Annotated in this window: 21 protein-coding genes; 9 read left to right on the forward strand and 12 right to left on the reverse strand. The window is 36.7% G+C overall.

What is annotated here, in order from left to right; translation table 11 throughout:
• The first annotated feature begins 23 nt into the window (after positions 1-23).
• The 4 genes from JEOSCH030_RS00500 to serA all read left to right on the forward strand — a co-directional run bounded on the left by JEOSCH030_RS00500 (position 24) and on the right by serA (position 4,188).
• Positions 24-275 (forward strand): hypothetical protein, encoded by a 252-nt coding sequence (locus tag JEOSCH030_RS00500; protein WP_183369193.1) that lies wholly within the window; start codon positions 24-26, stop codon positions 273-275.
• Between the two features lie 67 nt (positions 276-342).
• Positions 343-1,395: an AAA family ATPase gene (locus tag JEOSCH030_RS00505; protein ID WP_183369195.1), complete on the forward strand. Its 1,053-nt coding sequence runs from the start codon at positions 343-345 to the stop codon at positions 1,393-1,395.
• A 61-nt stretch (positions 1,396-1,456) separates the two neighbouring features.
• On the forward strand, positions 1,457-2,596 hold the full coding sequence (locus JEOSCH030_RS00510; RefSeq protein ID WP_183369197.1) for a pyridoxal-phosphate-dependent aminotransferase family protein: 1,140 nt from the start codon (positions 1,457-1,459) through the stop codon (positions 2,594-2,596).
• Positions 2,593-4,188 carry a phosphoglycerate dehydrogenase gene (gene serA, locus JEOSCH030_RS00515; protein ID WP_183369200.1) on the forward strand — a complete coding sequence of 532 codons (1,596 nt, stop codon included), beginning with the start codon at positions 2,593-2,595 and terminating at the stop codon, positions 4,186-4,188. The genes JEOSCH030_RS00510 and serA overlap by 4 nt, the downstream gene beginning before the upstream one ends.
• A gap of 59 nt (positions 4,189-4,247) precedes the next feature.
• On the opposite strand, the gene JEOSCH030_RS00520 is transcribed toward serA, so the two are convergent.
• The gene (locus JEOSCH030_RS00520; RefSeq protein ID WP_183369203.1) at positions 4,248-5,360 is read right to left on the reverse strand and encodes an HAD family hydrolase; all 1,113 of its coding nucleotides are present in this window, start codon (positions 5,358-5,360) and stop codon (positions 4,248-4,250) included.
• 229 nt (positions 5,361-5,589) lie between these two features.
• Here JEOSCH030_RS00520 and JEOSCH030_RS00525 point away from each other — a divergent pair, with 229 nt between their 5' ends.
• On the forward strand, positions 5,590-7,254 hold the full coding sequence (locus tag JEOSCH030_RS00525) for a Na/Pi cotransporter family protein (RefSeq protein ID WP_183369205.1): 1,665 nt from the start codon (positions 5,590-5,592) through the stop codon (positions 7,252-7,254).
• 68 nt (positions 7,255-7,322) lie between these two features.
• Here JEOSCH030_RS00525 and glnA read toward each other — a convergent pair whose 3' ends face one another.
• The 3 genes from glnA to JEOSCH030_RS00540 all read right to left on the reverse strand — a co-directional run bounded on the left by glnA (position 7,323) and on the right by JEOSCH030_RS00540 (position 12,596).
• Positions 7,323-8,660, reverse strand: coding sequence for a type I glutamate--ammonia ligase (gene glnA, locus JEOSCH030_RS00530; protein WP_183369207.1), 1,338 nt, complete (start codon positions 8,658-8,660; stop codon positions 7,323-7,325).
• A gap of 120 nt (positions 8,661-8,780) precedes the next feature.
• Positions 8,781-10,127 (reverse strand): sodium-dependent transporter, encoded by a 1,347-nt coding sequence (locus JEOSCH030_RS00535; protein ID WP_183369209.1) that lies wholly within the window; start codon positions 10,125-10,127, stop codon positions 8,781-8,783.
• Positions 10,128-10,238: 111 nt separating this feature from the next.
• A complete protein-coding gene (locus JEOSCH030_RS00540; RefSeq protein ID WP_183369211.1) occupies positions 10,239-12,596 on the reverse strand; it encodes an FdhF/YdeP family oxidoreductase in 2,358 nt (785 codons plus the stop codon).
• 283 nt (positions 12,597-12,879) lie between these two features.
• On the opposite strand from JEOSCH030_RS00540, the gene fdhD reads away from it, so the two are divergent.
• On the forward strand, positions 12,880-13,677 hold the full coding sequence (gene fdhD, locus JEOSCH030_RS00545; protein ID WP_183369213.1) for a formate dehydrogenase accessory sulfurtransferase FdhD: 798 nt from the start codon (positions 12,880-12,882) through the stop codon (positions 13,675-13,677).
• Between the two features lie 46 nt (positions 13,678-13,723).
• On the opposite strand, the gene JEOSCH030_RS00550 is transcribed toward fdhD, so the two are convergent.
• From JEOSCH030_RS00550 to JEOSCH030_RS00560, 3 genes are all read right to left on the reverse strand, one after another.
• Positions 13,724-14,500 (reverse strand): N-acetylglucosaminidase, encoded by a 777-nt coding sequence (locus tag JEOSCH030_RS00550; RefSeq protein ID WP_183369215.1) that lies wholly within the window; start codon positions 14,498-14,500, stop codon positions 13,724-13,726.
• 77 nt (positions 14,501-14,577) lie between these two features.
• Positions 14,578-14,787, reverse strand: a complete 210-nt coding sequence (locus JEOSCH030_RS00555) for a hypothetical protein (protein ID WP_208454269.1) — start codon at positions 14,785-14,787, stop codon at positions 14,578-14,580.
• A gap of 166 nt (positions 14,788-14,953) precedes the next feature.
• Positions 14,954-16,267 carry a Na+/H+ antiporter family protein gene (locus JEOSCH030_RS00560; protein ID WP_183369219.1) on the reverse strand — a complete coding sequence of 438 codons (1,314 nt, stop codon included), beginning with the start codon at positions 16,265-16,267 and terminating at the stop codon, positions 14,954-14,956.
• 134 nt (positions 16,268-16,401) lie between these two features.
• Between JEOSCH030_RS00560 and JEOSCH030_RS00565 the strand changes: the two genes are divergently transcribed.
• The gene (locus JEOSCH030_RS00565; RefSeq protein WP_183369221.1) at positions 16,402-17,322 is read left to right on the forward strand and encodes a homoserine O-succinyltransferase; all 921 of its coding nucleotides are present in this window, start codon (positions 16,402-16,404) and stop codon (positions 17,320-17,322) included.
• 45 nt (positions 17,323-17,367) lie between these two features.
• Here the strand turns inward: JEOSCH030_RS00565 and JEOSCH030_RS00570 are convergent, their stop codons facing one another.
• A complete protein-coding gene (locus JEOSCH030_RS00570) occupies positions 17,368-17,658 on the reverse strand; it encodes a chorismate mutase (protein ID WP_183369223.1) in 291 nt (96 codons plus the stop codon).
• Positions 17,659-17,671: 13 nt separating this feature from the next.
• Entirely contained in the window at positions 17,672-18,709 is a 1,038-nt protein-coding gene (aroF, locus tag JEOSCH030_RS00575) for a 3-deoxy-7-phosphoheptulonate synthase (protein WP_183369225.1), read from the reverse strand.
• A gap of 405 nt (positions 18,710-19,114) precedes the next feature.
• On the opposite strand from aroF, the gene JEOSCH030_RS00580 reads away from it, so the two are divergent.
• Entirely contained in the window at positions 19,115-19,969 is an 855-nt protein-coding gene (locus JEOSCH030_RS00580) for a prephenate dehydrogenase (RefSeq protein ID WP_183369227.1), read from the forward strand.
• A 39-nt stretch (positions 19,970-20,008) separates the two neighbouring features.
• Here JEOSCH030_RS00580 and guaC read toward each other — a convergent pair whose 3' ends face one another.
• Together guaC and JEOSCH030_RS00590 are read right to left on the reverse strand one after the other, a co-directional pair.
• A complete protein-coding gene (gene guaC, locus JEOSCH030_RS00585; RefSeq protein WP_183369229.1) occupies positions 20,009-20,992 on the reverse strand; it encodes a GMP reductase in 984 nt (327 codons plus the stop codon).
• 139 nt (positions 20,993-21,131) lie between these two features.
• The gene (locus JEOSCH030_RS00590) at positions 21,132-21,998 is read right to left on the reverse strand and encodes a hypothetical protein (RefSeq protein WP_183369231.1); all 867 of its coding nucleotides are present in this window, start codon (positions 21,996-21,998) and stop codon (positions 21,132-21,134) included.
• Between the two features lie 199 nt (positions 21,999-22,197).
• On the opposite strand from JEOSCH030_RS00590, the gene JEOSCH030_RS00595 reads away from it, so the two are divergent.
• Positions 22,198-23,289 (forward strand): PLP-dependent transferase, encoded by a 1,092-nt coding sequence (locus JEOSCH030_RS00595; RefSeq protein WP_185125021.1) that lies wholly within the window; start codon positions 22,198-22,200, stop codon positions 23,287-23,289.
• A gap of 66 nt (positions 23,290-23,355) precedes the next feature.
• On the opposite strand, the gene mqo is transcribed toward JEOSCH030_RS00595, so the two are convergent.
• Positions 23,356-24,855 carry a malate dehydrogenase (quinone) gene (mqo, locus tag JEOSCH030_RS00600; RefSeq protein WP_183369233.1) on the reverse strand — a complete coding sequence of 500 codons (1,500 nt, stop codon included), beginning with the start codon at positions 24,853-24,855 and terminating at the stop codon, positions 23,356-23,358.
• Between the last annotated feature and the right edge of the window lie 95 nt (positions 24,856-24,950).

Raw genomic sequence — 24,950 nt, forward strand, 5'->3', positions numbered from 1 at the left:
CCCCAAAGGGAGCGTTATTTACTATGAAAAAAATCTTACTTGTATTATTGTCTGCTTTTAATATCTACAGTATCTTCAACATCACATTGAACTATCAACATGATGATTTAATTGCCTTGTTAAGTACGAGAATTATTATTTTAGCTATATCCTTTATCATACCGATTCTGTACTTTATTATTGGATCAAATAAAAAAACAACTATTATTCTTTCAATTATCTCAATTATAACTGCATTAATACATTTTCTAACTATTGCTTTGATTTACATCTAATTTCTTAAGTATTGTAGCATATTTACAACTACAGTTCTTTTCTAAAGAGCTACTAGGAGTCGATTAAATGAGAGATCTGGGCGTATATTTTGGGACTTTTGCTCCTTGTCACGTTGGTCATTTTGAACAAATCATTAGGGCTAAAAGAGAAAATCGTCATGCTGTGGTGATTTTATCAGGCTACCAAGGTGACCGTGGTGAAAAGATAGGAATGAACCTTGAGCATCGGTCTAGAGCCATGAGACAACTGCTTAAAAATGATACAAACGTCACTGTTTTACAACTGGATGAAACGGACATACCACGTTATCCTGTCGGCTGGGAACCTTGGCTTAAAATGTTACAGAGTTTGATTGATCAAGCTATAGCTACGCTTGATTTCGACGTTAAAAAAGTCACCTTTTATATGGGTGAGAAAGAGTATGTCGAACCTTTAAAGAATCACTTTGAAGCTGTTTATACGAATGCTGATGTTTTAATGACCATGGTTGATAGGAAAATTCTCGGTATTTCAGGTACTGAAATTAGAGAAACTCCAATCTTGAACTGGGATTATGTCACCCGTCCATTTAGAAGATTTTTCGTTCAGAACGTCTTAATTACAGGCGCTCCAAATAGTGGAAAATCCATCTTAGCAGAAGATCTTGCACGTCGATATTCAACCAGTTACTCAGTCGAATATGTCAAAGATTATTTAAAAGAGCATCAACTGGTCGCAAGCGACTTAGATGCTAGAGACTTCCATGCGATTGGCATCGGGCAATTTGAACTGAATCGGAAACATATTCACTCCAATGCTACTAGAAAAATCTTCTTCGCGGATACGGATGTTCTCTACACAAAAGTATACAACACACTTGGCCAGCATGATGACAAGGATGATATCAATCAAATTTTTGAGCACTACATCCGACTACAAACTTGGAGTCTGATACTCGTCATTCCTCCTAGTAAAAATGCAGAGAAAAAAGACAAAGTATTTTACGAGCAACTTATTAAAGAATTAGAGCAACATGAACTATTGGATAAGGTTGTCTTCTTAGAAGGAAATCATCAAGAAAATTATTCGCGTGCACATGCCTTATGCGATGAATTGCTAGATGAAGGAAAAGATAACTGAATTTTAAAAACCTTCTGTTATAATAAGTGTTATCATTGCTTATTTTAAAGGGGGATTTTTTATGCAGGAGGAATTACTTCTTACACCGGGACCAACCCCAATAGCGAGACGTACTTATCAGGCTATGTCACAGGGAATTTTTGGTCATAGAACACAGCGTTTCAAGGACTTATCAGCTAGTATTCAAGATCGTTTAAAACCAGTCTTTGGGACTGATCAAGATGTTGTAATACTAACAGCAACTGGTACGAGCACTTTAGAAGCTGCAATGGTTAACTTGGTCGCACCGGGAGATGATATCGTTATTATTGTTAGCGGTGTATTTGGAGAAAAGTTCAAAATTATTGCTGAGAGATATAACTATAAGGTACATATCTATGATGTCGAGTGGGGAGAAGCTGCGGATCCAGAGGCGTTTAAAACATTCTTATCAAAACTAGATTCAGTTCAAGCAGTGTTCACTCAAGCATGTGAAACTTCTACTTCTGTCTTACACCCATTAAAAGAACTCGGGCAAGTCGTCCAAGAATACGATCAATATACTCTGTTCATCGTAGATGCAGTCAGTGCTTTAGGTGGTGCTGATATTCATATGGAACGCGACGGTATAGACTGCCTGGTCACAGGTAGTCAAAAAGCTTTGATGTTACCGCCAGGTCTCGGTTTTGTTGGAATCAATGACAAAGCGCTCGATAAAATCAACCAAGGACCAGAGACACGTTATTACTTAGACCTTAGAATGTATCTTGCTTCTTTAGAAGAAGATTACACACCACAAACGCCAGCAGTGACACTTTATCAAGGTTTAGATGATGTTTTAGATATCATTCATGAAGAAGGTTTAGAGAATGTGTATAAGAGACATATAAAAATGCAAAAGATGCTTAGAGCGGGTTTAAGAGCCCTAGACTTAAAACCACTTGTTGATGATGATGCAGCATCACCGACAGTCACTGCTGTCAGTTCTAATGAAGAAGAAATTGCTCTAATTAAAGATAGTCTAGCACAAGATTATGGCATTTCTATTGCTGGTGGCCAGAAAATTCTAGCTGGAAAAATTGTGAGAATCGGTCATATGGGCTTCATGTTTCCAAAAGATATGCTAACAATCTTAAGTGCTTTAGAAGCAATCTTAAGCCAATCTCGCCAAAAAGATTATTATGGTAAAGCAATTGCTGCTGCCCAAGGAGCTGTAAAATGACACCATATAAAGTACTTGTCTTAGACCCTGTAAGCCAAGAAGGTATCGAAGCACTTAGACAACATAAGGATTTTATAGTCAGCAGGCAAATCGATCTGTCAGAAAGTCAGATCATTGATATTGTTGGTGACTTTGAAGCGCTGATTGTCCGTAGCCAAACCACTATTACCGAACGCATACTTCAACACGCAAAAAAATTAAAGCTCATCGCTCGAGCGGGTGTTGGTGTTGATAACATTGATATTGATGCGGCGACTAAACTCGGCGTCATTGTCATCAATGCACCTGAAGGGAATACAATTTCCGCTACCGAGCACACCATGGCGATGATGATGACTATGGCACGCGATATTCCAGAAGCTTACAAAGAGTTAACAAATGGTGAATGGAACCGTGCCAATCATAAAGGTGTTGAATTATATGGCAAGACACTCGGTATCATCGGTGCTGGAAAAATCGGATTCGGTGTCGCTCGTCGCGCAAAAAGTTTTGGCATGAAAATCGTTGCTTTTGACCCTTACCTATCCGATGAAAAAGCCCGTGATAATGAGATTGAAAAAATGGATGTGGATAGTTTGGCTCGTGTGGCAGATTTCGTCACTGTTCATACACCACTTACACCCCAAACAGAAGGACTTATCAATGAAAGTTTCTTTGCAAAAGTTAAAGATAGTGGAATATACGTCATTAACGTCGCTCGTGGTGGCATTATAGATGAAGATGATTTACTTCAAGCTTTAGATGATGGCATCGTTAAGGGTGCTGCGCTAGATGTCTTTGTGAGTGAGCCTCCAGAGAATAAAGCTTTGATTGAACATAGACGTACAGTAGTCACACCTCACCTTGGAGCATCCACTGTTGAAGCACAGGAAAAAGTGGCAATCAGTGTGTCAGAGGAGATTATAGAATATTTCCAAGATCAAAAGATTACACATGCTGTGAATGCGCCACGGCTTTCTCGTTCAGTCACAGAAGAGTTAAAACCTTACATGTCTATCGTTAAACATCTTGGTCAATTTTCAATTCAATTGTTAGATGAACCACCTCAAGAAGTGAAAATTAAATACCATGGTGACATTGCGGTTGATGATACTAGCATTTTAACTCGGACCTTTGTCAGTCATATGCTAGAACCACACTTTGGTGATGAAGTTAATATCATTAACGCCCTTTATCATCTAAAAGAACTCGGTGTGAGTTATAATATTGAAAAACATCCAAGCATAGGGGGTTATACAAACTATCTAGAAGTGGAACTTACAAATGATAAAGAATCCGTTATACTCGGTGCCTCAACAAATCCAGGTTATGGTGAGCGGTTAATTAAGGTAAATGAGTATCAAGTAGACTTTAAACCTTCAGAGCATATTCTAATTATTGAACATACTGATCGTCCTGGTATTATTGGAGAACTCGGTGCCCTGCTTGGAGAAGATTTAGTCAATATTGCATCCATGCAACTCGCCCGTCAATCAAAAGAAGGCGATGCAATCGTCCTATTTACCTTGGACAATAAAGTGCCTGATAAAACGCTCAGTAAAATATTAGAAATTAATAGCATTCATAAAGTCCATACCATTAGCCTGACTTAGAATGTTTTAACAAAAAGTAAAATATCCAGCTCAAGTTTGTACTTGAGCTGGATCTTTGTTCATTTATTTAAGCGCATCATAGCTTCTGGAACTTCTAATACATCCTTCAACATGCAGTCTTCACTCACTCCGAGTTCTGTAAAAGTATCTTTAATATCTACGCCCGTTAAGCCCGTAAGTGGTGCTAAGAATGTGGCATCAATAGCTCTAGCACAATAGTAATCCGCTACAGAATCTCCAACGATAATAATGTCTTCCTCACTCATATTACGACCGTTAACTGCTGCTTCTAACATTCCGCTATTATGTAGATATAAACTCCATAAATATGAAAATGGATGAGGTTTAGTCAAAGCATGATCAACTAAATTTTGCTCTTGAGCCCACATCACATCAGTTGCAGTTGAGATGCGGTTTTCATCAAATACTCGATCAAGTCCACCTTGTTCGAAAGGAATTAAGGTCTCTTGTCTAGGTCTACCTGTAGCAACCCCTATTGTATAGCCTGCTTCTTTTAAATTGAGCAACATGTCTTTAATCTTGTCACTCGAAACAATCCATTCTTCATCATAGATAAAACCCTTTTTATCTACTTCTTCAGCTGGCATGCCAGTATCTGCTTCGACCAAATCACTACCTAAATACCATTCTTGGTAGACTTGATGTCCAAGCGACCAGATTGAACCGTACAATTCAAAGACACTCAAATCTTCGATTCCAGGTAATGTTTTAGCTTCTTCTATTAGTGCGGCATACACATTTTCTTTTGTCTCGACTTTCTCACTTAAAAATTCTTCAACAAGTTCAGGACGGACCGTAACCTCTCCCAACATATCACCTACCGTATTTAAGTCAGTGATATCAACGTCTTGTAGATTCAGTCCTTCTTTTTTTAGGATATCGATATAAATAATCGAGAAAGAGATAAATAACATATCCCAATTTGAATTCAGGCCGATTTCTTTAAACCTCTCCAATATTTTATCATTCATAAATATAGTTTGACGGATTTCTTTGATTTCTTCGTCTGTGTACGAGGTTTTAAACTTCCTACCATCTATATTTAAATATCTTGGATTATAAAGTAATTCTTCTACTGTTAGTGCTGAAACATCAAAGCATCGTGCTTCACTTAAAAACACGCCGTCAACATCAAAGAGAATCGTTGTCATTCTAACACTCCTGAATTTTTATATAATATGACTTTAGTTTCTCACAGACCTTTTAAAAAGTCGACTATTTCACTAAATTTTCTGCAAACTTACGTCATACAATTTTATCATTTATATGTTTAAAAATAATGTCTTTTGTAATATGATTAGAGATAGATTGTAAGCATCTAGTAAAGATGATTAATTAATCAATAAGTTTGTAAATTCAAATTAATATGGAGGACTTTTTATGTCTCTTAGTCCAACAGAAGTACTATTTATGTTCCTCGGAGGACTTGGTATCTTCTTATATGGTATTAAACAGATGGGGGATGGCCTTCAAGCTGCTGCTGGAGATCGTTTAAGAGAAATCTTAAACCGCATGACTTCTAACCCTATCAAAGGTGTTATTGCTGGTATTGCAGTGACTGCCTTAATCCAAAGTAGTTCGGGTACAACAGCCATTACTATTGGTCTTGTCAGCGCTGGTTTTTTATCACTTAGACAAGCAATTGGAATTATTCTCGGGGCAAACATTGGGACAACAGTGACCGCTTTTATTATCGGTCTTGATATCGGTGCATATTCTTTACCTATACTTGCTATTGGTTCATTTATGCTATTCTTCTTTAACAATCAGCAGGTTGTCAATATTGGTCGAATTCTGTTCGGCTTTGGTGCACTCTTCTACGGTTTAGAACTCATGGGGGACGGTGTAAAACCGCTCGCTGATTTAGAGTACTTCCAAAACCTTATGTTAGCAATGAGTGACAACTCATTCTTAGGTTTAGGTGTTGGTATACTGCTAACTGTTATCGTTCAAAGTTCTAGTGCAACCATTGCAATTTTACAGAATTTCTATGCAAATGACTTAGTGGACTTACAAGCCGCATTACCTATCTTACTTGGTGATAACATCGGGACAACCATTACTGCTGTACTTGCTGCTTTAGTTGGATCACTTGCCGCTAAACGTGCAGCCATGGTACACGTGACCTTTAACGTCATTGGTGCAATTATTTTTATGGCTCTGATGCCACTATTCATCATGTATGTAGATTATCTACAAGAAGTCTTGAATTTAAACAAGGCGATGACAATTGCCTTTGCACACGGTTCTTATAATGTCATTAATACTTTAATTCACCTGCCATTTGTCGGTGTGCTTGCATGGATTGTAATTAAAATCGTACCTGGTCGAGATTTCTCAGAAGATTTCCAACCGAAACATCTCGATCCCCTACTCTTAAAACAATCTGCTAACATTGCAGTACAAAGTGCACAGAGTGAAGTGAAAAACTTAGGTCAACTCGTTCTAAGTACACTACAAGATGCTCGTAACTACAGTGATAAACAAGACATAAAACTTTATAAGCAAATAGAGGATAAAATTAATGTCGCTCAAACTTTACAAGATAGCATTCGGAGCTATCTGATAGATATTTCAAAAGGTGAAGTGTCTCAAGAAGATTCTGAACGAGTCAGTAATCTCTTAGAAATCTCAAGAATATTACTCAAGGTAAGTGTTCAAGCTAAAACACTTGCAGATCAATACCACTCGAAATACGAGAATAATATTCAACTTTCTGAAGATGCAACAGAAGGCCTGGAACACCTTTATAATCACGTTTATGAATCATTCACAATGGCACTTGATTCAATTGATGTCTATAATCCACAAGCCTTAGAGCACATTATTAGACTCAGTCAAAAATCAAATCGCATTGAAAACAAACTTCGTAAAGAGCATGTTAAACGCCTTTCAAGAGGAGAATGCTCAACTGATGGTGGTGCCCTTTACGTCGACTTAATTTCAAACTTAGAGCGTATCGGCTACAATGCTAGAAACATTTCTGAGACTAATCTGAGCAGCTTACACGAAGATTTCTCAGATGACTTCACAGTATACGACTAAAAGAGACAAGAGTCATAAATAAAAGAAAAACCGCTTGGAAATTTTAAAATTTCCAAGTGGTTTTATTTTTAATACTGATCGAGATACTGTTCAAGTTCCCAATCTGATACATTTGCTCGGTATTGGTCCCATTCTACCATCTTATGCTCGTAGAAGGCTTTATATATATGGTCTCCTAGCGCTTCTTTAACCAACTTGTCATCGCGCATTGCTTTTAGCGCATTATACAAAGTGGAAGGTAAATCTTCTACGCCTCTTTCAAGACGTTCTTCACGATTTAATTCATATAAGTTAAGATCAATTGGATCTTGTAAACTCAACTTATTCTTAATGCCATCCAGACCTGCCTTTAAAATTACAGCAAGCGCCAGATAAGGATTCGCTGATGGATCGACAGAACGTACTTCTACTCTAGTAGATAAACCACGAGAAGAAGGGATTCTCATCAATGGTGAACGATTACGCTTACTCCAAGCAACATAACTTGGTGCTTCATAACCCGGTACTAGTCTTTTATAAGAGTTAACAAGTGGGTTAGTCACAGCAGTAAAGTTTCTAACGTGTTTTAAAACACCTGCCATAAAGTATTTCATATCTTCGCTCAAACCATCTTCTGCAGACTCATCAAAGAATGCATTTTCTTTCCCTTTAAATAGTGAAACATTGAAGTGCATGCCATTACCGTTAATTCCAAAGAGTGGCTTAGGCATGAAAGTCGCGTGTAGATTATGTTTTCTTGCAACAGTTTTAACAACTAGTTTAAAGGTTTGAATATTATCACAAGCTTCAACAGCGTTGGCATATTTAAAATCAATCTCGTGCTGCCCTTCTGCTACTTCATGGTGAGAAGCTTCGATATCAAAACCCATATCCTCAAGTTCAATTACAATATCTCTCCGGCAATTTTCACCTGAATCAGTTGGTGCTAAATCAAAATAACCACCTTGATCATTCAATTCAGTAGTTGGCTTGCCACGTTCATCTAGCTTAAATAAAAAGAACTCAGGTTCTGGCCCAAGATTAAATGATGTATAACCCATTTCTTCCATTTCTTTAAGTACCATTTTTAAATTAGTACGCGGATCACCTTCGAATGGGGTATGATCAATTTTATAAACATCACAAATTAATCGAGCTACCTTATCGCCTCTTGATGTTGTCCAAGGGAAAATCGTCCAAGTACTCAAATCTGGCACAAGATACATATCAGATTCTTGAATCCGTGTGAAGCCTTCAATAGATGAACCGTCAAACATCATTTGGCCGTCTAGGGCTTTATCGATTTGACTGAAAGGAACTTCTACATTCTTAATGGTACCCAAGATATCGGAAAACTGTAAACGTATAAATCTGACGTTTTCTTCCTTAGCAATGCTGATAATTTTCTCTCTGGTCAAACTTTCCATAACTCACATCCTAAATTAAATTGAGGGATACCCCCCGAAAACTCATGTTGAAATGTTACCACAAAGGCTTTACCACCGCAATTATAAATAAAAATAAAAGTGGGGCCTAAAACCCCACTTTTAAAAGAAATTAATAATATTAGCGATGAAGATAAATAGAATAATCACTGGTAGAACGTACTTCAAGAGGAACATCCAAACACGATAAGCAAAGTAATACTTAGAGTCTGTCGTAACATTTAACTGGTGCATAATCTCTTTTTTATCCATAATATATCCAACGAATATTGAAGAGAACAGAGCACCGACTGGTAATAGTATATTCGAGACTAAAAAGTCTGCATTATCAAAGACTGTACCTGCAAAGAATTGAACATCGTTCAGGACACCTTCAGACAGCGCGGATGGAACACCAATAATAAAAACAATCAAAGCATAGATATATGTTACTTTTTTTCTATTTTTTTGATTACCTTTGACTGTGTTTGAAACGTTAATTTCAATCATAGAGAAAGAAGAAGTCAGTGTAGCAAATAAAAAGGCTACTAAAAACATCAGATAAAAAATAATTCCAAATGGAATTGCTTTGAAAATTTCTGGTAAGACAATAAATACTAAGCCTGGCCCTTCTACGCTTTCCATGTTAAATGACGCAATTGCTGGGAAAATAGCCAAACCTACCATAACTGATACTGCAATGTTCATCAAGACAATATAAGATGCAGACTGAGTTAAATTTTCATCCCCTTTTAAATAAGATGAATAAGTAATCATCTGTGTGATACCAACACTTAAAGCAAAGAAGGATTGTCCTAAAGCAAACATAATACCTTCAGCATTCAACTCAGAAAAATCAGGTGTTAAGAAATATTTGACACCTTCAAACGCATCAGGTAAAGTCAGTGAACGAATGATAATAAAAATAAATAAAATAAACAGTAGTGGCATCATAATCTTCGATGCACGCTCTAATCCATTTTGAATCCCTTGGGCAACTACAAAAGCGGTAATAAAAATAAATATACCTTGGCCTAGAATTGCAAATAATGGATTACTAATGACTTCCCCTAAAAGTACTGAGTAGTCAGCGACTTCGTATAGATTGAATAAATCTAAGAGTGCAATGACAAGGTAGATGAGTATCCAACCGCCAATGACACTGTAAAAAGATAAGAGGACCATAGTTCCAAAATGACCCAACCAACCAAATACCCTTAAGCTTTTCTTACCACTTAAGTATTCAAATCCATCTATAGCATTTCTACCCGCAGCTCGGCCGATAACAAACTCACTGATTAAAAGCGGTAGACCAATTAAAATAGTAAATATAAGGAATATAAATAAGAATGCCCCACCGCCGTGCTCTGCAGTCATGTATGGGAAGCGCCATACTGCACCAAGACCAATTGCAGATCCTGCAGCTGCAAGCACAAAGCCGAGTTTCGAGTTCCAATTATTCTCAGACAAATTATTACCTCTTTTCAATCTATAATGTTGGTATTTTAACACATTAAAGCACCAATGAACATAGAAAAACCGGAAGAGATGACTCTTCCGGTTATCTTTAAGTCTTATTTCTTAGTTTGGATTATCTTCTAATTCTGGAACTGATTTTTCTAAATACTGACGGTCTTTATTGGCATTAAAGTGGTCAGCTTTTTCCATTTTAACATCTGTTACATAGTCAGGCATTTCAACAAAGCTTTCGTAGATACCTTTCTCGACTAGGAAGTTCCCTTCAGGGAAGTGGACACCAAGGTTGCCATCCTTGATATCTGCATACTTAACAAATCCTTGGAAAACACCATTCTTATTATAGAGAACAACCGCTTCACCATCTTCTAAACCTTCTTTACGAGCATCATTTTCACTTACTAATACATCGTAACGGTTCATATGGTTAAAGGCATCTTGATCGCCATAAATCATAGCGTTAAACTGTTTCCCACGTCTCATTAAGAGCTTGAATTCCCCAGCTTTCTTATTGTTGTCTGGAATATCCATGGTAATTAGATTTCCTCTACCATCTGGTGTCGGGCAGACCCCGCCTTCACATAGCCAAGCACCACCATACTGATAAACATCTCCAGCTTTTTTCAGATGCTGTACACCATCATACTGAGGGTTACCTTTAGCAATTTCATCTCTAATTTGTTGACCTGATTGGAAATCAATTAGGTGAGAATCTTCTGGTTTCACGCGTTTTGCAAGATCGACATAGATTTGCCACTCACTTCTAGCTTCAGCAATTCTATTGCGGTTACCTTCAATCTCAGGTGAGAAGTAAATCATGCGTTCTGTAGAAGTTGAAAGTCCTCCACCATCTTGTTCATAACGTGTTTTAGCTGGTAACACGACCACTGTTTCTTTTGCATCTAATAAAGTAGATGTGTTTAAGATAATATCTTGGTGAACACGGATATCTAAGTTTTCTAAAGCTTTACTTACGAAGTTTGGATCTGGCATTGTTTCTAAGAAGTTACCACCAGACATATAGTAAAGTTTTAGTTTCTTCTCATTATCTTCAGGTAACATAGCATTCTCTATAGTTACTCCGACTGTATCCCCAGGGAATTTTGGTAAGTCAAAGCCCCATAAATCTTCAATGCGTTTACGGTTTTCATCATCGTAGTCGCCGCCTGGTAGTGAGAACGGGTCAGCACCCATTTCTCCGGAACCTTGTACTGAAGAGTGACCTCTTAGTGGCATTAGACCATTATATTTTCTACCTAACCAGCCACGTAATAAAGCAAGGTTACATACTTGTGAAATATTGTCTGTAGCATGTTTGTGCATAGTAAGTCCTAATGCCCAAACCATGACACCATTTTTAGACTTAGCTAAGATATTTGATAGTTCAATAATACGTTCTTTTGAAATACCAGATGATGCAACGATTTCATCCCAGCTTTGTGCTTGGACGTTCGCTTTTAAATCTTCGTAGTTATTAACATGCTCTTTAACGAATTCATGATTAATCGCAGAACCTGGTCTTTCTGCTTCAAGATCAAACCAGTGCTTCATGACACCGTGCATTAACGCAATGTCTCCACCGATATTTACTTCAAAGAAGTCGTCAGCAATTTCCGTACCAAATAGTGCTGATTCAACAACTGATGGTACCCAGTAGTTTTCCATAGCTGGCTCTCTGTATGGGTTAATAACAATGATTTTAGTTCCGCGTTTTTTAGCTTCCATCATGTATTTAGTTGATACAGGTGATGCGTTTGAAGCCACACTTCCCCAGAATACTAAGACATCAGTACCTAACCAGTCTTGATAGTTACACGTTGATGCCCCTACACCAACTGAACGTTTCATAGCTGATTTACTCGGTGAGTGACAAATACGTGATGCGTTATCTATATGGTTTGTTTCTAAGTAACGTGCAGTTTTCGCAGCAACATAATAAGATTCATTCGTGATTCCACGGCTCGTTAAGTAAAACGCATACTGTTGTGGATCTAATTCTCTCATCTTATCTGCAATTGTATCCATTGCCTCATCCCAAGAAACTCTTAGGAATTTACGATCACCTTTACGACGAATCATTGGATAAGGAATACGACCTAATTCACGTAATTCCGTACTGTTCATTTTGCGTAACTCATCTATATCTTGATGTAAAATTTCTGGCTTAATAGGTGGTGCAGTGTTTAGACGTAAGACATTAAAACGTGTCGTACACATGTGTGGCCCATTAAGAGTCTGGTCTTGTAGACCTGATACACCTAAGGCACAACCGTCACACACACCTTTTAAGATGATGTTTTTAGCGTAATTTAAATTATCCCTGTTCTTCCACACAATTTTTGCAGTATCTCTCATGTGATGCGGTTTCACTTTTGTTAAACCGAATGGAACAGGACTGACCCATAGTTTAGGATCCCATCTTTTTGTTTTGTTTATAGGACCCGGGTGAAGAGTTTTCCCCATGATTACACTCCCTCTACATTGTAATAATTCTATTGTACACTAGTTTCTGACTTCTCTCAGAATTTGAGCTCATTTTTCATTTTCGGCTTTCTTATCTCAAACCTTCTTAAAATTGAATCAGTATGGATAAAAAGAAAAGCGCTGCCAATGTTGTCATATATACTAGTGTCATTAAGAGCATGGCTCTTGGGCTCTCAGTTTATTAAATTGAATTTTCCCTCTAAATGTGATTATATTAAGAAAAGTAAGCCTTTACAATACATTTCTTAGGAGCATGAAATTTATGGAAATCATCACCAAAAATAAAATCACTCGCTTCGTGGATGGTGAATTCAATGAAGTAGAAGATACAATCGCCGAGGAATTTCCTCTGACCATCTACTTAAATGATGTAGAATTTGCTACCCTAGTGTGTTCTCCAGATGATTTAGAAGAGCTAGTTATCGGATTCTTAGCTTCAGAAGGTGCGCTTCGCTCCTTTAAAGAAATTGAATCTATGAACATAGACGAAAGAGGTGGCTTTTGCCACGTTAAGGTATCCAGAGAACTGCCTGAGAATTTCGGGGACTTTTCTAAACGTGTACTTGGTTCTTGTTGTGGTAAAAGTCGTCAGTTTTATTTCCAAGCCGATGTGGAAACATCGAAGTTTTCTTTATCTGATACCAAAGTGACACCAGCACAGTGCATCAGTTTAATGAAAGAGATGCAAAATGCTAGTACGATCTTTAAAGATACTGGTGGTATCCACAACGCTAGTATTGCCTCTCCTGACGGAACAATTATTCATAAAGGTGACATTGGCCGTCATAATGCGCTTGATAAGTTGTACGGTCACTGTTTACAAAACAATATTTCTGTTAAGGATAAAATCATCGTGTTTAGTGGACGAATTTCTTCAGAAGTTCTAACTAAAGCATCTAAAATTGGTGTTGGTATCGTCTTAAGTAAATCTGCACCTACGGATTTAGCAATTAAACTTGCTCATGATTTAAACATTACTGCTGTTGGTTTTATCAGAGGTAGCTCTTTTAATATCTATAGTCATCCTTGGCGCATTACTGGTGCTGAGGAATCAGAGTAATTATAAAAAAAGGTGCGCTCTCTCAAATAGTGAGATAAGCGCACCTTTATTTATAGTAGTCTTTATCTAAAGTCCCATGTTCTAATGAGAGAGAATGATAGTGAGTTTCTATAAGACGAGCAATTTTTTCTGGCCATGCGATATCTGTCGCATATAGATGAACGCCTGGGTTTTCAGGATTCCATCTCATCCTATATAAGGTATTTTGCCCACGCCCAATATAATTATTATGAAGGAATTCTGCTCCGCCTAATATTGCTTGCTCTGGGCTTGCCCAACCAGCTTGTTGAGCATAGCTCGTACCTTCTGAAACTGCAGCATGGTCAAAAGCGCCGATTCCAAAAAAGTTATAATAAGACTGACCATCGACTTGAATGCCTGAGGCGAGTTCTGATTGACCGTGTCCTGTTTCTAGCGACGCATGACTAATCAAGTACAGGGCATTAACCCCAATTTTATTTTCTGCATCGTAAAAGGCCTGTCCTTGTCCTTCTAAAATACCTTTCCCTTTCAGTTCTTGATTAAGTTCTTCAACCGATGCACCAGATGGTTCATCCAATCTCAAAAATTGAAAATCATTACTATTATTTATATTCATAGCCGCTTCAATATCTTTATCACTGGCAGATTCAGTCGCTGTATTAGTCAGTTTTAAATCATCTGTATTATTCGATACCTGCATAGAAACTGCTTCTTTGAATGTGTACGAGGGAATCTCCTCCTCTTTAATTATACTAGTTTCCGACACAATAAAACTAAGGACAAATAATATCATGACAATGATTAATAGTATAAAGGGAATATTCTCTTTTATCTTGTCCATTTAGTCCTCCCAAAAAACAAGTGAGACTGACTAGTCAGTCTCACTTTCTTTTTTTATATTATATCGTTTACGTTAATTTAATCAAAGAGTACCTTTTCCAGTTCTTTTAGATTTTTTTGGCTAACTGGATCAAGTGAATCTATAGTAATACGCTGTTCAAGTAAATCATGTGCCTGCTCAATTGGAATGCCGATCGCTTCACTAATTTGATATGCAGTTAAGTTGCCTTTTAAAATGTTTAAATCTGTCTCCATAATATCACCCGTCTTTAAGAATATTCTTATCAAGAGCTAAACATGAACGCTACAAGTGTAGTTATGTCTATATGATTATTATGTTGCTCAAGACAAAATCACTGCTTTTAGTGAATTTATTTACTAAGTAGATTAATTAAACTACATTTACAGTTTGTTTTCAAGCACAGTCTTAGAATATTACAAAATGTTTACAAGTTTATAGTATCATACCTGCAATAAAACCTGTAATAACTACTGGTATATTTAAGAATATAAAGGTCGGCACGCAAGTATCCCAAATGTGATCATGCTGACCGTCGACATTCAATCCAGCAGTAGGTCCAAGCGTTGAATCTGAAGCTGGGCTACCCGCATCTCCAAGCACACCTGCAGTACCGACAATAGCAATAATGGCTGACATTGATAATCCAAGCTCTGCACCCATTGGTACAAAAATTGCTGCGATAATGGGTAAGGTGGCAAAAGATGAGCCAATACCCATAGTGACAACTAGTCCGACTAAAAGCATTCCCATGACAATAAATGCCTTATTATCTCCGAGTACATCCGTAATACTATTGACTAAAGGTAGGACATCTCCGGTTTCAGTAATTACACTCGCAAAACCATTTGCAGCAAGCATGACCATTCCAATATAGGCCATGATTTTAATACCATTTACTAGTTCAACATCAAGATCCGACCATTTAAATCTAAAGGATAAGAAAAATATCATAATACCGCCTAGGGCACCGAAGATCATAGAATCAGTGAAGAACTGTACAGTAAAGGTCACGACAATCGCAACAAGTGCTGTGAGGATAGTAGATTTGCTCACTCTTACTGTGGAAGTGGCTAAGTCACTTTCTTTGTTTAAATATTTTCTTGGTTTTCTGAAGTAGAAAACTGCCAAGATTAGACCGACAACAAAACCTAAGGCAGGAATAATCATATTTGGTGCAACGTCTTGAAAGTTAATTTCTACGCCTGCATTTTGGAAACTTGTCACAATCGTATTTTGGAAGATTTGACCGTATCCGAAGGGTAGAACTGCATAAGTAAATGTCAGTCCAAAAGTAATCACTACAGCAATCAATCGTCTATCTAGCTCTAGTTCATTGAAGAGGCTGATCAGTGGTGGTACTAATATAGGAATAAAGGCAATATGTACAGGTATTAAGTTCTGACTCATCATAGAGATGATCAATAAAGTAATGATCAATGATACTTTCGCAAGTACTCTCGCTTTTTTTGTTTTGCTCGTTTTTAATAATTCAAGAATTTTATCGACCATGACATCTGTAATACCGCTATAAGCGATTAAGGCCGCAAATCCTCCAAGTAATGCATAAGAAAGGGCAATTTCTGCACCATTGACGATACCACCGGTAAACACCCCGATGACATCTGTTACACCCATGCCTGAGATAAGCCCACCAGCCAAGGCTCCAATAAAGAGAGCCAGGATAACGTTGAGCTTACAGAGGCTTAAGACTACCATTATTAAGATGGCAATTAATACTGAATTCATCTTTCTTTCCTCCATAAATCTTTGATTTAAAGTCATTATCATGTGTAATTTTTTGATAATTTCGATATTGACTAGTAAGCAATTTCACTGATAAGGTAAGTGTTACTAATTATTTTGAAATGGGTGTTGAAGCTATGCCAATTAAAATTATAGAAGACTTACCTGTCCGAAAACAACTTCAACAGGAACAAGTATATACCATTGAATCATCTCGTGCGATATCTCAGGACATTCGTCCTTTAAAAATACTCATTTTAAACTTAATGCCTCTAAAAGAAACAACTGAATTACAGTTATTACGTTTATTGGGAAACTCACCGCTACAAATAGACGTAGATTTCCTACATATGTCTACTCATAAGAGTAAAAATACTGCCACATCATATCTGCAAAAATTTTATAAGACAATTGATGAGGTCAAAGATGACTACTTTGATGGTTTAATCGTCACTGGCGCACCAGTTGAAAAACTTGATTTTGACCAGGTCGGCTATATAAAAGAACTACGAAGTGTAACAGACTGGGCACAAAGCCACATTTATTCAAGATTTTATATATGTTGGGGCGCACAATTTGCACTTGACTACTATTATAATGTTGAAAAAATACGCCTTGACGAAAAATTATTTGGTGTCTTCCCCTATCAGAATAAAGAAGCGAGCCACCCATACATTCGAGGCTTTGATGATGTTTATCACGTTCCGCAATCCCGTCATACTAGGGTAGATTATGAAAAGATAAAGACAATCGATCAATTAAAAGTACTCACTTGTCATCCTGATTTTGGTCCCGATATTATCACAAGTCAAGACCAACGTGATCTCTATATTTTTGGTCATTTAGAATACGACCGTGACACTTTAAAGAAAGAATATGACCGTGACGCTAGTAGTGGGCAAGAAGTTCAACTCCCAATCAACTATTACCCGGGTGATAATCCGGAAAAGACACCTCTATTTCAATGGAAAAGTCATGGCCACCTCTTATTTAACAATTGGTTGAATGAGACTTATCAAAATACCTTATATGATTTGAGTAAACTGCCAGAACTTTAAAAGTAAGAGCGCACTTTCTAATTGAGGAAAGTGCGCTCTTTTTACTTAACAAGTTTTAATTTTCTTATCTTCTAGTTGTTCATGTTGTCTTGATCTTGAAAGTTCCATGAGGCGTTTAGAGAAGGCTCTTGTATATTGATCTAAGGAATGATCTGATAGATAAGAAACATTTTTCTCTATGACTTTATCTTCACGGGCTCTGTCTAGAACAGGTATATTATTTGCACGTTTATACTCAGCGATTTCAGCAGTAATCTTCATTCTTTGTTCAAATAACTTGATCATTTCTCTGTCGATGCGATCAATTTCTGATCTTAATTCATCATGTTTCCCCATGGTTATCCCTTCTTTACTTAGAATATTCTACTGCGTTAATTGTTTTACCTTCAAGTTCTAATAAGACATTAATCGATTGCATTAATTCTTTAAACTCTTGAGGTGTTAGACATTGTTGTCCATCACTCCAAGCATTTTGTGGATCTTCGTGAACTTCAATTTGTAAACCATTTGCCCCGGCAACTACCGCAGATTTAGCCATGGATGGAATTAAGTATCTGATTCCAGCTGCATGGGATGGATCGACAATAATCGGTAAATGGGACTCTTTTTGTACGACCGGCACTGCTTGAATATCTAATGTATTACGTGTTGCTGTCTCAAAAGTTCTAATCCCACGTTCTACTAAAACTACATTGTTATTTCCTCCAGCCATTATGTACTCAGCTGACATCAACCACTCTTGGATTGTCGCAGACATACCACGTTTTAAGTAAATTGGTTTATTTGTTTGTCCAAGCGCTTTTAACAAGTCGAAGTTTTGCATATTTCTTGCACCGATTTGGATGACATCAACCATATCAACGAAAGTATCTAAGTGATCAGTTCCCATCAACTCTGACACAATCGGTAGTCCAGTTTCTTTTTTAGCTTCATTAAGAATTTTCAAACCTTCTACACCTAAACCTTGGAAACTATAAGGTGATGTACGTGGTTTAAACGCTCCCCCACGTAAAGAGTTCGCACCAGCTTCTTTTAATTTAATCGCTAACTCGACTGTACTATCTAAATCTTCAACTGAACATGGTCCAGCACAAACCATGAAATTGTCGCCGCCGACTTTAACTCCATTTCCAATATCTATTACGCTATCTTCTTCTTTAAAACTTCTATTCGCTTTTTTGTATGGCTTTTGAATTCTGTACACCCCATCGACGATGCTATATTTTTTGAAATCATTTTCAGAAACTTTAGCAGTGTCGCCGATTAAACCAATAATAGTTCTTCTTTCACCATCTGAGCGGTGGACTCTGAAACCAGCTTCCTCAATCGCTGTTGATAAATCTTGGATTTCGCTTTCTTTTGCGTCGCGCTTAACATGAATAATCATAAATATAGCCTCCTAAAATTTTTGAAAAATAAAACTGCCACTTTACTTATTAAGTAAGTGGCAGTTAAGATAGAAAAATATGTAGAAGTCTCGACCCCTAGCCACTTATTAAAAGTAAATGGCTAGACATTACAAAATCTTCAGCCATCATTGATACAAACAATTTGTTTTACGTTTGTACGAATGATGGTACAAACGGTATCAAAAATAGCTAAAGTAAAGACGATTATTTGGTTGTGTAATCTTGTGGGTTAGCATAATAACCGCTCCTTGTAATGTATTTGTTAGCAATTATAGACTCGGATTTATTCTTTGTCAAATATATTATTTAAATTGAACAAATCTTTACAACATTTCGTAAACTACTGTATATTCAAGTATATTATAATCTTTGGAGGCATAAACATGAATGTAGCAATTATTGGACTCGGTAATATTGGTGGCTCTTTTGCCAAATCTATTAGGGCGAGCTTACCAAATTATAAAATATATGCAATCGACATTGATACAAATACGCTATCCATTGCAAAATCCATTGGGTTAATTGATGACGGCTCAGATGATTTTAAAGAAATTATTCCAAAAGCAGATTTAATTATTTTTTCAGTTTATCCTAAATTACTCAGTCAACTCATTAAAAACTATATCCCTTATTTAAAAGATGGGGCAATCATTACAGATGTGACTGGTGTTAAATCATCTGTTATCGATGAAATTGAACCGATGCTACCAGATAATGTGGACTTTGTCTTTGGTCACCCAATGGCAGGACGAGAAAACCGAGGATTGGAATTTAGTAGTCGTGAGGTGTTTATCGGTGCAAACTACTTAATTACACCCACTCCGAGAAATAAAGAAGAAAATATAAACTTTTTAAAGGATTTTGTTAAACAGCTAGGTTTTGGTAGTATCTCTGTGATTACACCAGATTTTCATGATGAAGTCATTGGTTTTACTAGTCAACTCGCTCATGTTATCGCTATTTCCTTAATCAACAGTGATGATGAAAACAGAAATACAAAGAAATACACTGGTGACAGTTATAGAGATCTTACCCGTATTACCAATATAAATGAAAAACTGTGGCCAGAACTCTTTATGATGAACAAGAGCCACCTTTTAAAACATATCGATAACTTTAAGTCCCAACTTGATAAACTGACCTTAGCAATAGAAGCCGACGATGTTGAAACTATGGAAAAAATGATGCTTGAAAGTACTAAGCGTTACTTAGACTTACACAGTTTGAATGAAAAATAAAAAAACGTAGAAATCATGACGATTTCTACGTTTTTAACTTTAGTATACTTTGTCACCGTTAAAAATAGAGTTTTTAACAACAACATAATCCACATTACGAATCGCTTCTAATTCTTTACCACCAGCATAAGAAATAGATGATTGTAGGTCTTGTTGCATCTCAATTAAAGTATGCTTAAGTGGTCCTTTGTACTCTACATACATTTTCTTACCTTCAACGTTCTTATGTTCACCTTTTTGGAACTCAGACGCTGAACCGAAGTACTCTTTATATTTCTTACCATTCTCTTCATAAGTTACACCAGGTGACTCTTCGTGACCTGCAAATAGTGATCCAATCATCACCATAGATGCACCAAATCTTACAGACTTAGCAATGTCACCATGAGTACGAATTCCACCATCAGCAATGATTGGTTTAGAAGCTGCTTTAGCACATAGGCGAAGCGCTGCAAGCTGCCAACCACCAGTACCAAATCCAGTTTTAATCTTAGTAATACATACTTTACCAGGACCGATACCAACTTTAGTTGCATCTGCTCCTGCATTTTCTAATTCACGTACAGCCTCAGGCGTGCCAACATTACCAGCGATTAAAAATGTTTCTGGAATGTGTTTTTTAATGTGTTTAATCATATCCATTACTCTATCTGAATGACCGTGAGCAATATCGATAGTGATATAGTCAGGAATAGTATTTCCTTCTTTTAAGCTGATAACAAAGTCGTACTCTTCAGGTTTAATTCCAACACTGATAGAAGAAATTAATCCTTTTGACTTCATTTCTTTAATAAAGTTAATGCGTGTTTCTGGATTGAAACGGTGCATGATATAGAAATATCCATTTTCAGCTAAGTAAGTTGCTATATTTTCGTCAATAATTGTTTGCATGTTTGCGGGAACTACTGGAAGCTTGAACGTGTGATTCCCAAATTCAATTGAAGTGTCACACTCTGAACGACTGTCTACAATACATTTGTTCGGAATTAACTGTATATCCTCATAATCAAAAACGCTATCCATTGTAAAACGCTCCTCTAAATACGTATATTATTTGCATGATGTTGCTATCTTGTTCGCCAATAGAGATTATAAGGGCTTTCTATTTCAAAGTCAATGAAAGAAAGACAAAAGAAAAAAGAACTGAATAAAATTCAGTTCTTTACTTAAACATGCTAGCAATTCTGCCAAAGAAGCCCTTCTTAGGTTCTTTAACTTGCTCTGCTTCAGAATGATCGAGATTTTGTTCTGTTTTTGTCTCTTCTTTCTCTGTTGTTTCTTCTACTTCTGTTTGACTCATATCCACATTAGGAGATTGAGTTTTGTCGCTATCTGTCTGTTCAGTCGTTGGTGTAACATTTTCTTGCTTGTCACTTTCTTGATCATCCTTGTCTTGAAGCGCTTCTTCAACGACAGGTGCATCTTCTTTTAGTGACTCATCGGTAGTTGAGATCTCTTCTGTTTCTTCTATTGCTGTATTGTCCTCTTTCGGCTCCGTACTCTTTAACTCTTCTTCGTCTATAGCAACTTCATCAAGTTCCTCGTTTGTTTCTTCATTTGGTAGATGAACATCTTCTTCATAAGGTGTATATTCTAAAGCAGCTCTATCATATTCTTCTAGACGGTGAACTAAACTATTAATGTTTGTCTTAAGTTCTTTATTCTCATTTTGGATTTCATCTAATTTTTCAAGAACAAGTGCAAGGAGTCTCGAAATTTCACTATCTGAGATTTTTGTCACTTGATTTGCTTGATTGACAACATCGTCTTCAAAGCTACCTATGTTTTCAATGATTTCATCTGCTGCTGATTCTAATGTATTACCTGGAGATTTAGCAATTTTAATCATTTCCTGAAGCACTTTCACATCTTTTTTAGAAAAAAGACGTCTATTATGTTCATCTTTAGCAACCTCGTAATCTCTATCTTCTAGCATTCTGACATATTTTCTAACATTTTGGTCAGACAGCTCTACTAATTCTGTCACCTGAGCAGTTGTATAATATATAACGTTCTGAGACTGGCTCACCGTATCACTCCTGTATTATTATGTATAATATAAATATTATAACGCTGGTCGTTACAAAATACCAGCGGAATTTAAACGGTGTAACGCCGTTATAACTTAACAATTTTCGAAATATTCTATGCATTTGTTGACTTAGTGCTATTTAATTTATATATTTAAGCTATCTTTCAAAAAAATATAAGAAGAGAAAGGGCGTTACATATTGGATACTAAACTTTCCCAAATATCACTAAACCCAGATCATACAGGGGCGACAACTAACCCTATATACTTATCTACGGCCTTTGAACATGAAGGAGTAGGAAAATCAACTGGCTTTGATTACACAAGAACCAAAAACCCTTCTCGCTCTTTCTTTGAAGAAGCATTTGCTGACCTTGAAGGGGGCTATCAATCTTTTGCTCTATCAAGTGGTATGGCAGCGGTACAACTTGTCTGTAATCTATTCAATACGAATGATGAAGTTCTCGTTAGCTTTGATTTATATGGTGGCACCTTCCGTATTTTTGAATTTTACGAGAAAAAATATCAAGTGAAATTTCACTATGTAGATTTCAACAATCATGAAGAACTCAAAGCAAAAATCAATGATAAAACAAAAGCATTCTTCATTGAACCAATCACTAATCCATCTATGGAAAAAACTGAACTCGAGCCAATCTATGATATTGCAAAGAAACATCAAATACTCACTATCATTGATAATACCTTCCTGACACCTTATTTATCTAGACCATTAACAGAAGGTGCTGATATTGTCCTGCACTCTGCTACTAAATACATCGGTGGACATAATGATGTCTTAGCCGGTGTGGTCACAGTTAAAGATCGAGATTTAGCTGAGCAGTTGTTCATCTACCACAACATGGTAGGTGCTACTATGTCTCCATTTGATAGTTTCCTACTATTAAGGGGTCTTAAGACATTGCACGTTCGTATGGACCGTGCAATAGAAAACGCAAAGAAAGTTGCAAAATATTTTCAGAATCACCAAGGTATTAAAGAGGTATTGTATGCAGGAACTACAGGCATGCTAAGTTTACGCTTTGCAGAAAATTACAGTGTTCATAAATTCTTAGAAGAAATTGAAGTCTGTACTTTTGCAGAGAGTTTAGGTGGTACGGAAACTTTTATCACCTTCCCATTCACACAAACCCATGCTGAAATGCCGGATGAAGAAAGAATCAAAAGAGGTATTGATGACTCTCTTATTCGCTTATCTATTGGAATTGAGGACTCGAACGATATTATAAAAGATATTGAACAGGCTTTAGAGAAATCACATAAATAATTGATACGACAAAGAAAAATGGTCTAGCGATCTTATTTCAAGATTGCTAGACCATTTTTTTATAATTTAACTCAATTGAACCGCTTTTTTTAATTTTAGCGTATCATTTGTGCGCTTGTACATTTCTTTAAATTCTTCTGGGTGTTCAGATAAAGACATGCCGTAAGTTGGAATCATTTCCTTAATCTTACTTTCCCACTCTGTAAACTCTTCCGGGAACGCTCTTGATAAAAGATTAATCATCGCATCTACACATACTGATGCACCAGGTGAAGCACCTAGTAAGGCCGTAATAGAACCATCTTCAGATACAATTGTTTCAGTACCGAACATTAATGTCCCTTTACCACCCTTATCAGTATCTTTAATCACTTGCACGCGTTGACCTGCTGTGATTAATTTCCAGTCTTTAGAATTTGCCTCTGGTATAAATTCTCTAAGTTCTTCAACTTTTTCTTCTTGTTTTAAGAGTAATTGTTGAACTAAATACTTAGTTAAACCTAATTCTTTAGCACCCGCTGATAGCATAGTAAACACGTTAGTCGGTTTAACAGATGCAAATAAATCTAAGTTTGAACCTGTTTTTAAGAATTTAGGTGAAAAGCCAGCGAACGGTCCAAATAAGAGTGATCGCTTACCATCGATATAGCGTGTATCTAAGTGTGGCACAGACATTGGTGGTGCACCAACTTTAGCTTTACCGTACACTTTCGCTTCATGTTTGTTCACAATTTCCTCATCTTCACAAACCAAGAACTGTCCACTTACTGGGAAACCACCAATATTTTTAGATTCCGGTAATTTAGTTTTTTGTAGTAGTGGTAGACTTGCTCCACCTGCACCGATAAAGACAAAATCAGCAGTGTGGAATTCCAGGCCACCAGTATTTAAATTTTTAACCTTAACTTGCCATTGTCCATTATTAGTTCGTCGTAAATCTTGTACTTCGTGTTTATAAAGAAGAGAAACACCTTTTTCAGTAAGGTTATCAAAAAGTTTTTCAGTCAGACTACCAAAGTCAATATCCGTCCCTGACTCAATCTTAGTAACAGCAATTTCTTCTGACGGATTTCTACCTTCCATCATAAGTGGAACCCATTCTTTTAAAACTTCATGATCGTCAGAAATTTCCATTCCTTCAAACAACGGGTTCTGAACTAATTTTTCAACACGTTTCTTTAAGAAGTTAACATTATCTTTCCCTTCAACAAAACTCATATGTGGCACACTGTTAATAAAATCCGAAGGATTATCTAACTGCCCTTTTTCTATTAAATAAGACCAGAATTGTTTAGAAATCTGGAACTGTTCGTTAATTTTAATTGCCTTTCTAGCATCGATAGAACCATCAGCCGCTTCTGGAGTATAGTTTAACTCACATAAAGCTGAATGCCCTGTCCCAGCATTATTCCAAGCGTTAGAGCTTTCACTTGCGACTGCATCTAACTTTTCGAACACTTTAATGTTCCCCTCTGGTTTTAATTCTTTTAATAACGTTCCGAGCGTGGCACTCATAATTCCGCCACCAATTAGTACTACATCAGATTTGCTAATAGAAGTAGACATACTCTTATTCAAGCCCCTTATCAATATATTATGTTTAACATTTAGTTACAGTATACTCCTTTTGTTTCTTTACTTAAAGATAAAACCTACAATGT

The organism is Jeotgalicoccus meleagridis (assembly GCF_903994045.1).
In the GTDB taxonomy this organism is placed as follows: Bacteria; Bacillota; Bacilli; order Staphylococcales; family Salinicoccaceae; genus Jeotgalicoccus; species Jeotgalicoccus meleagridis.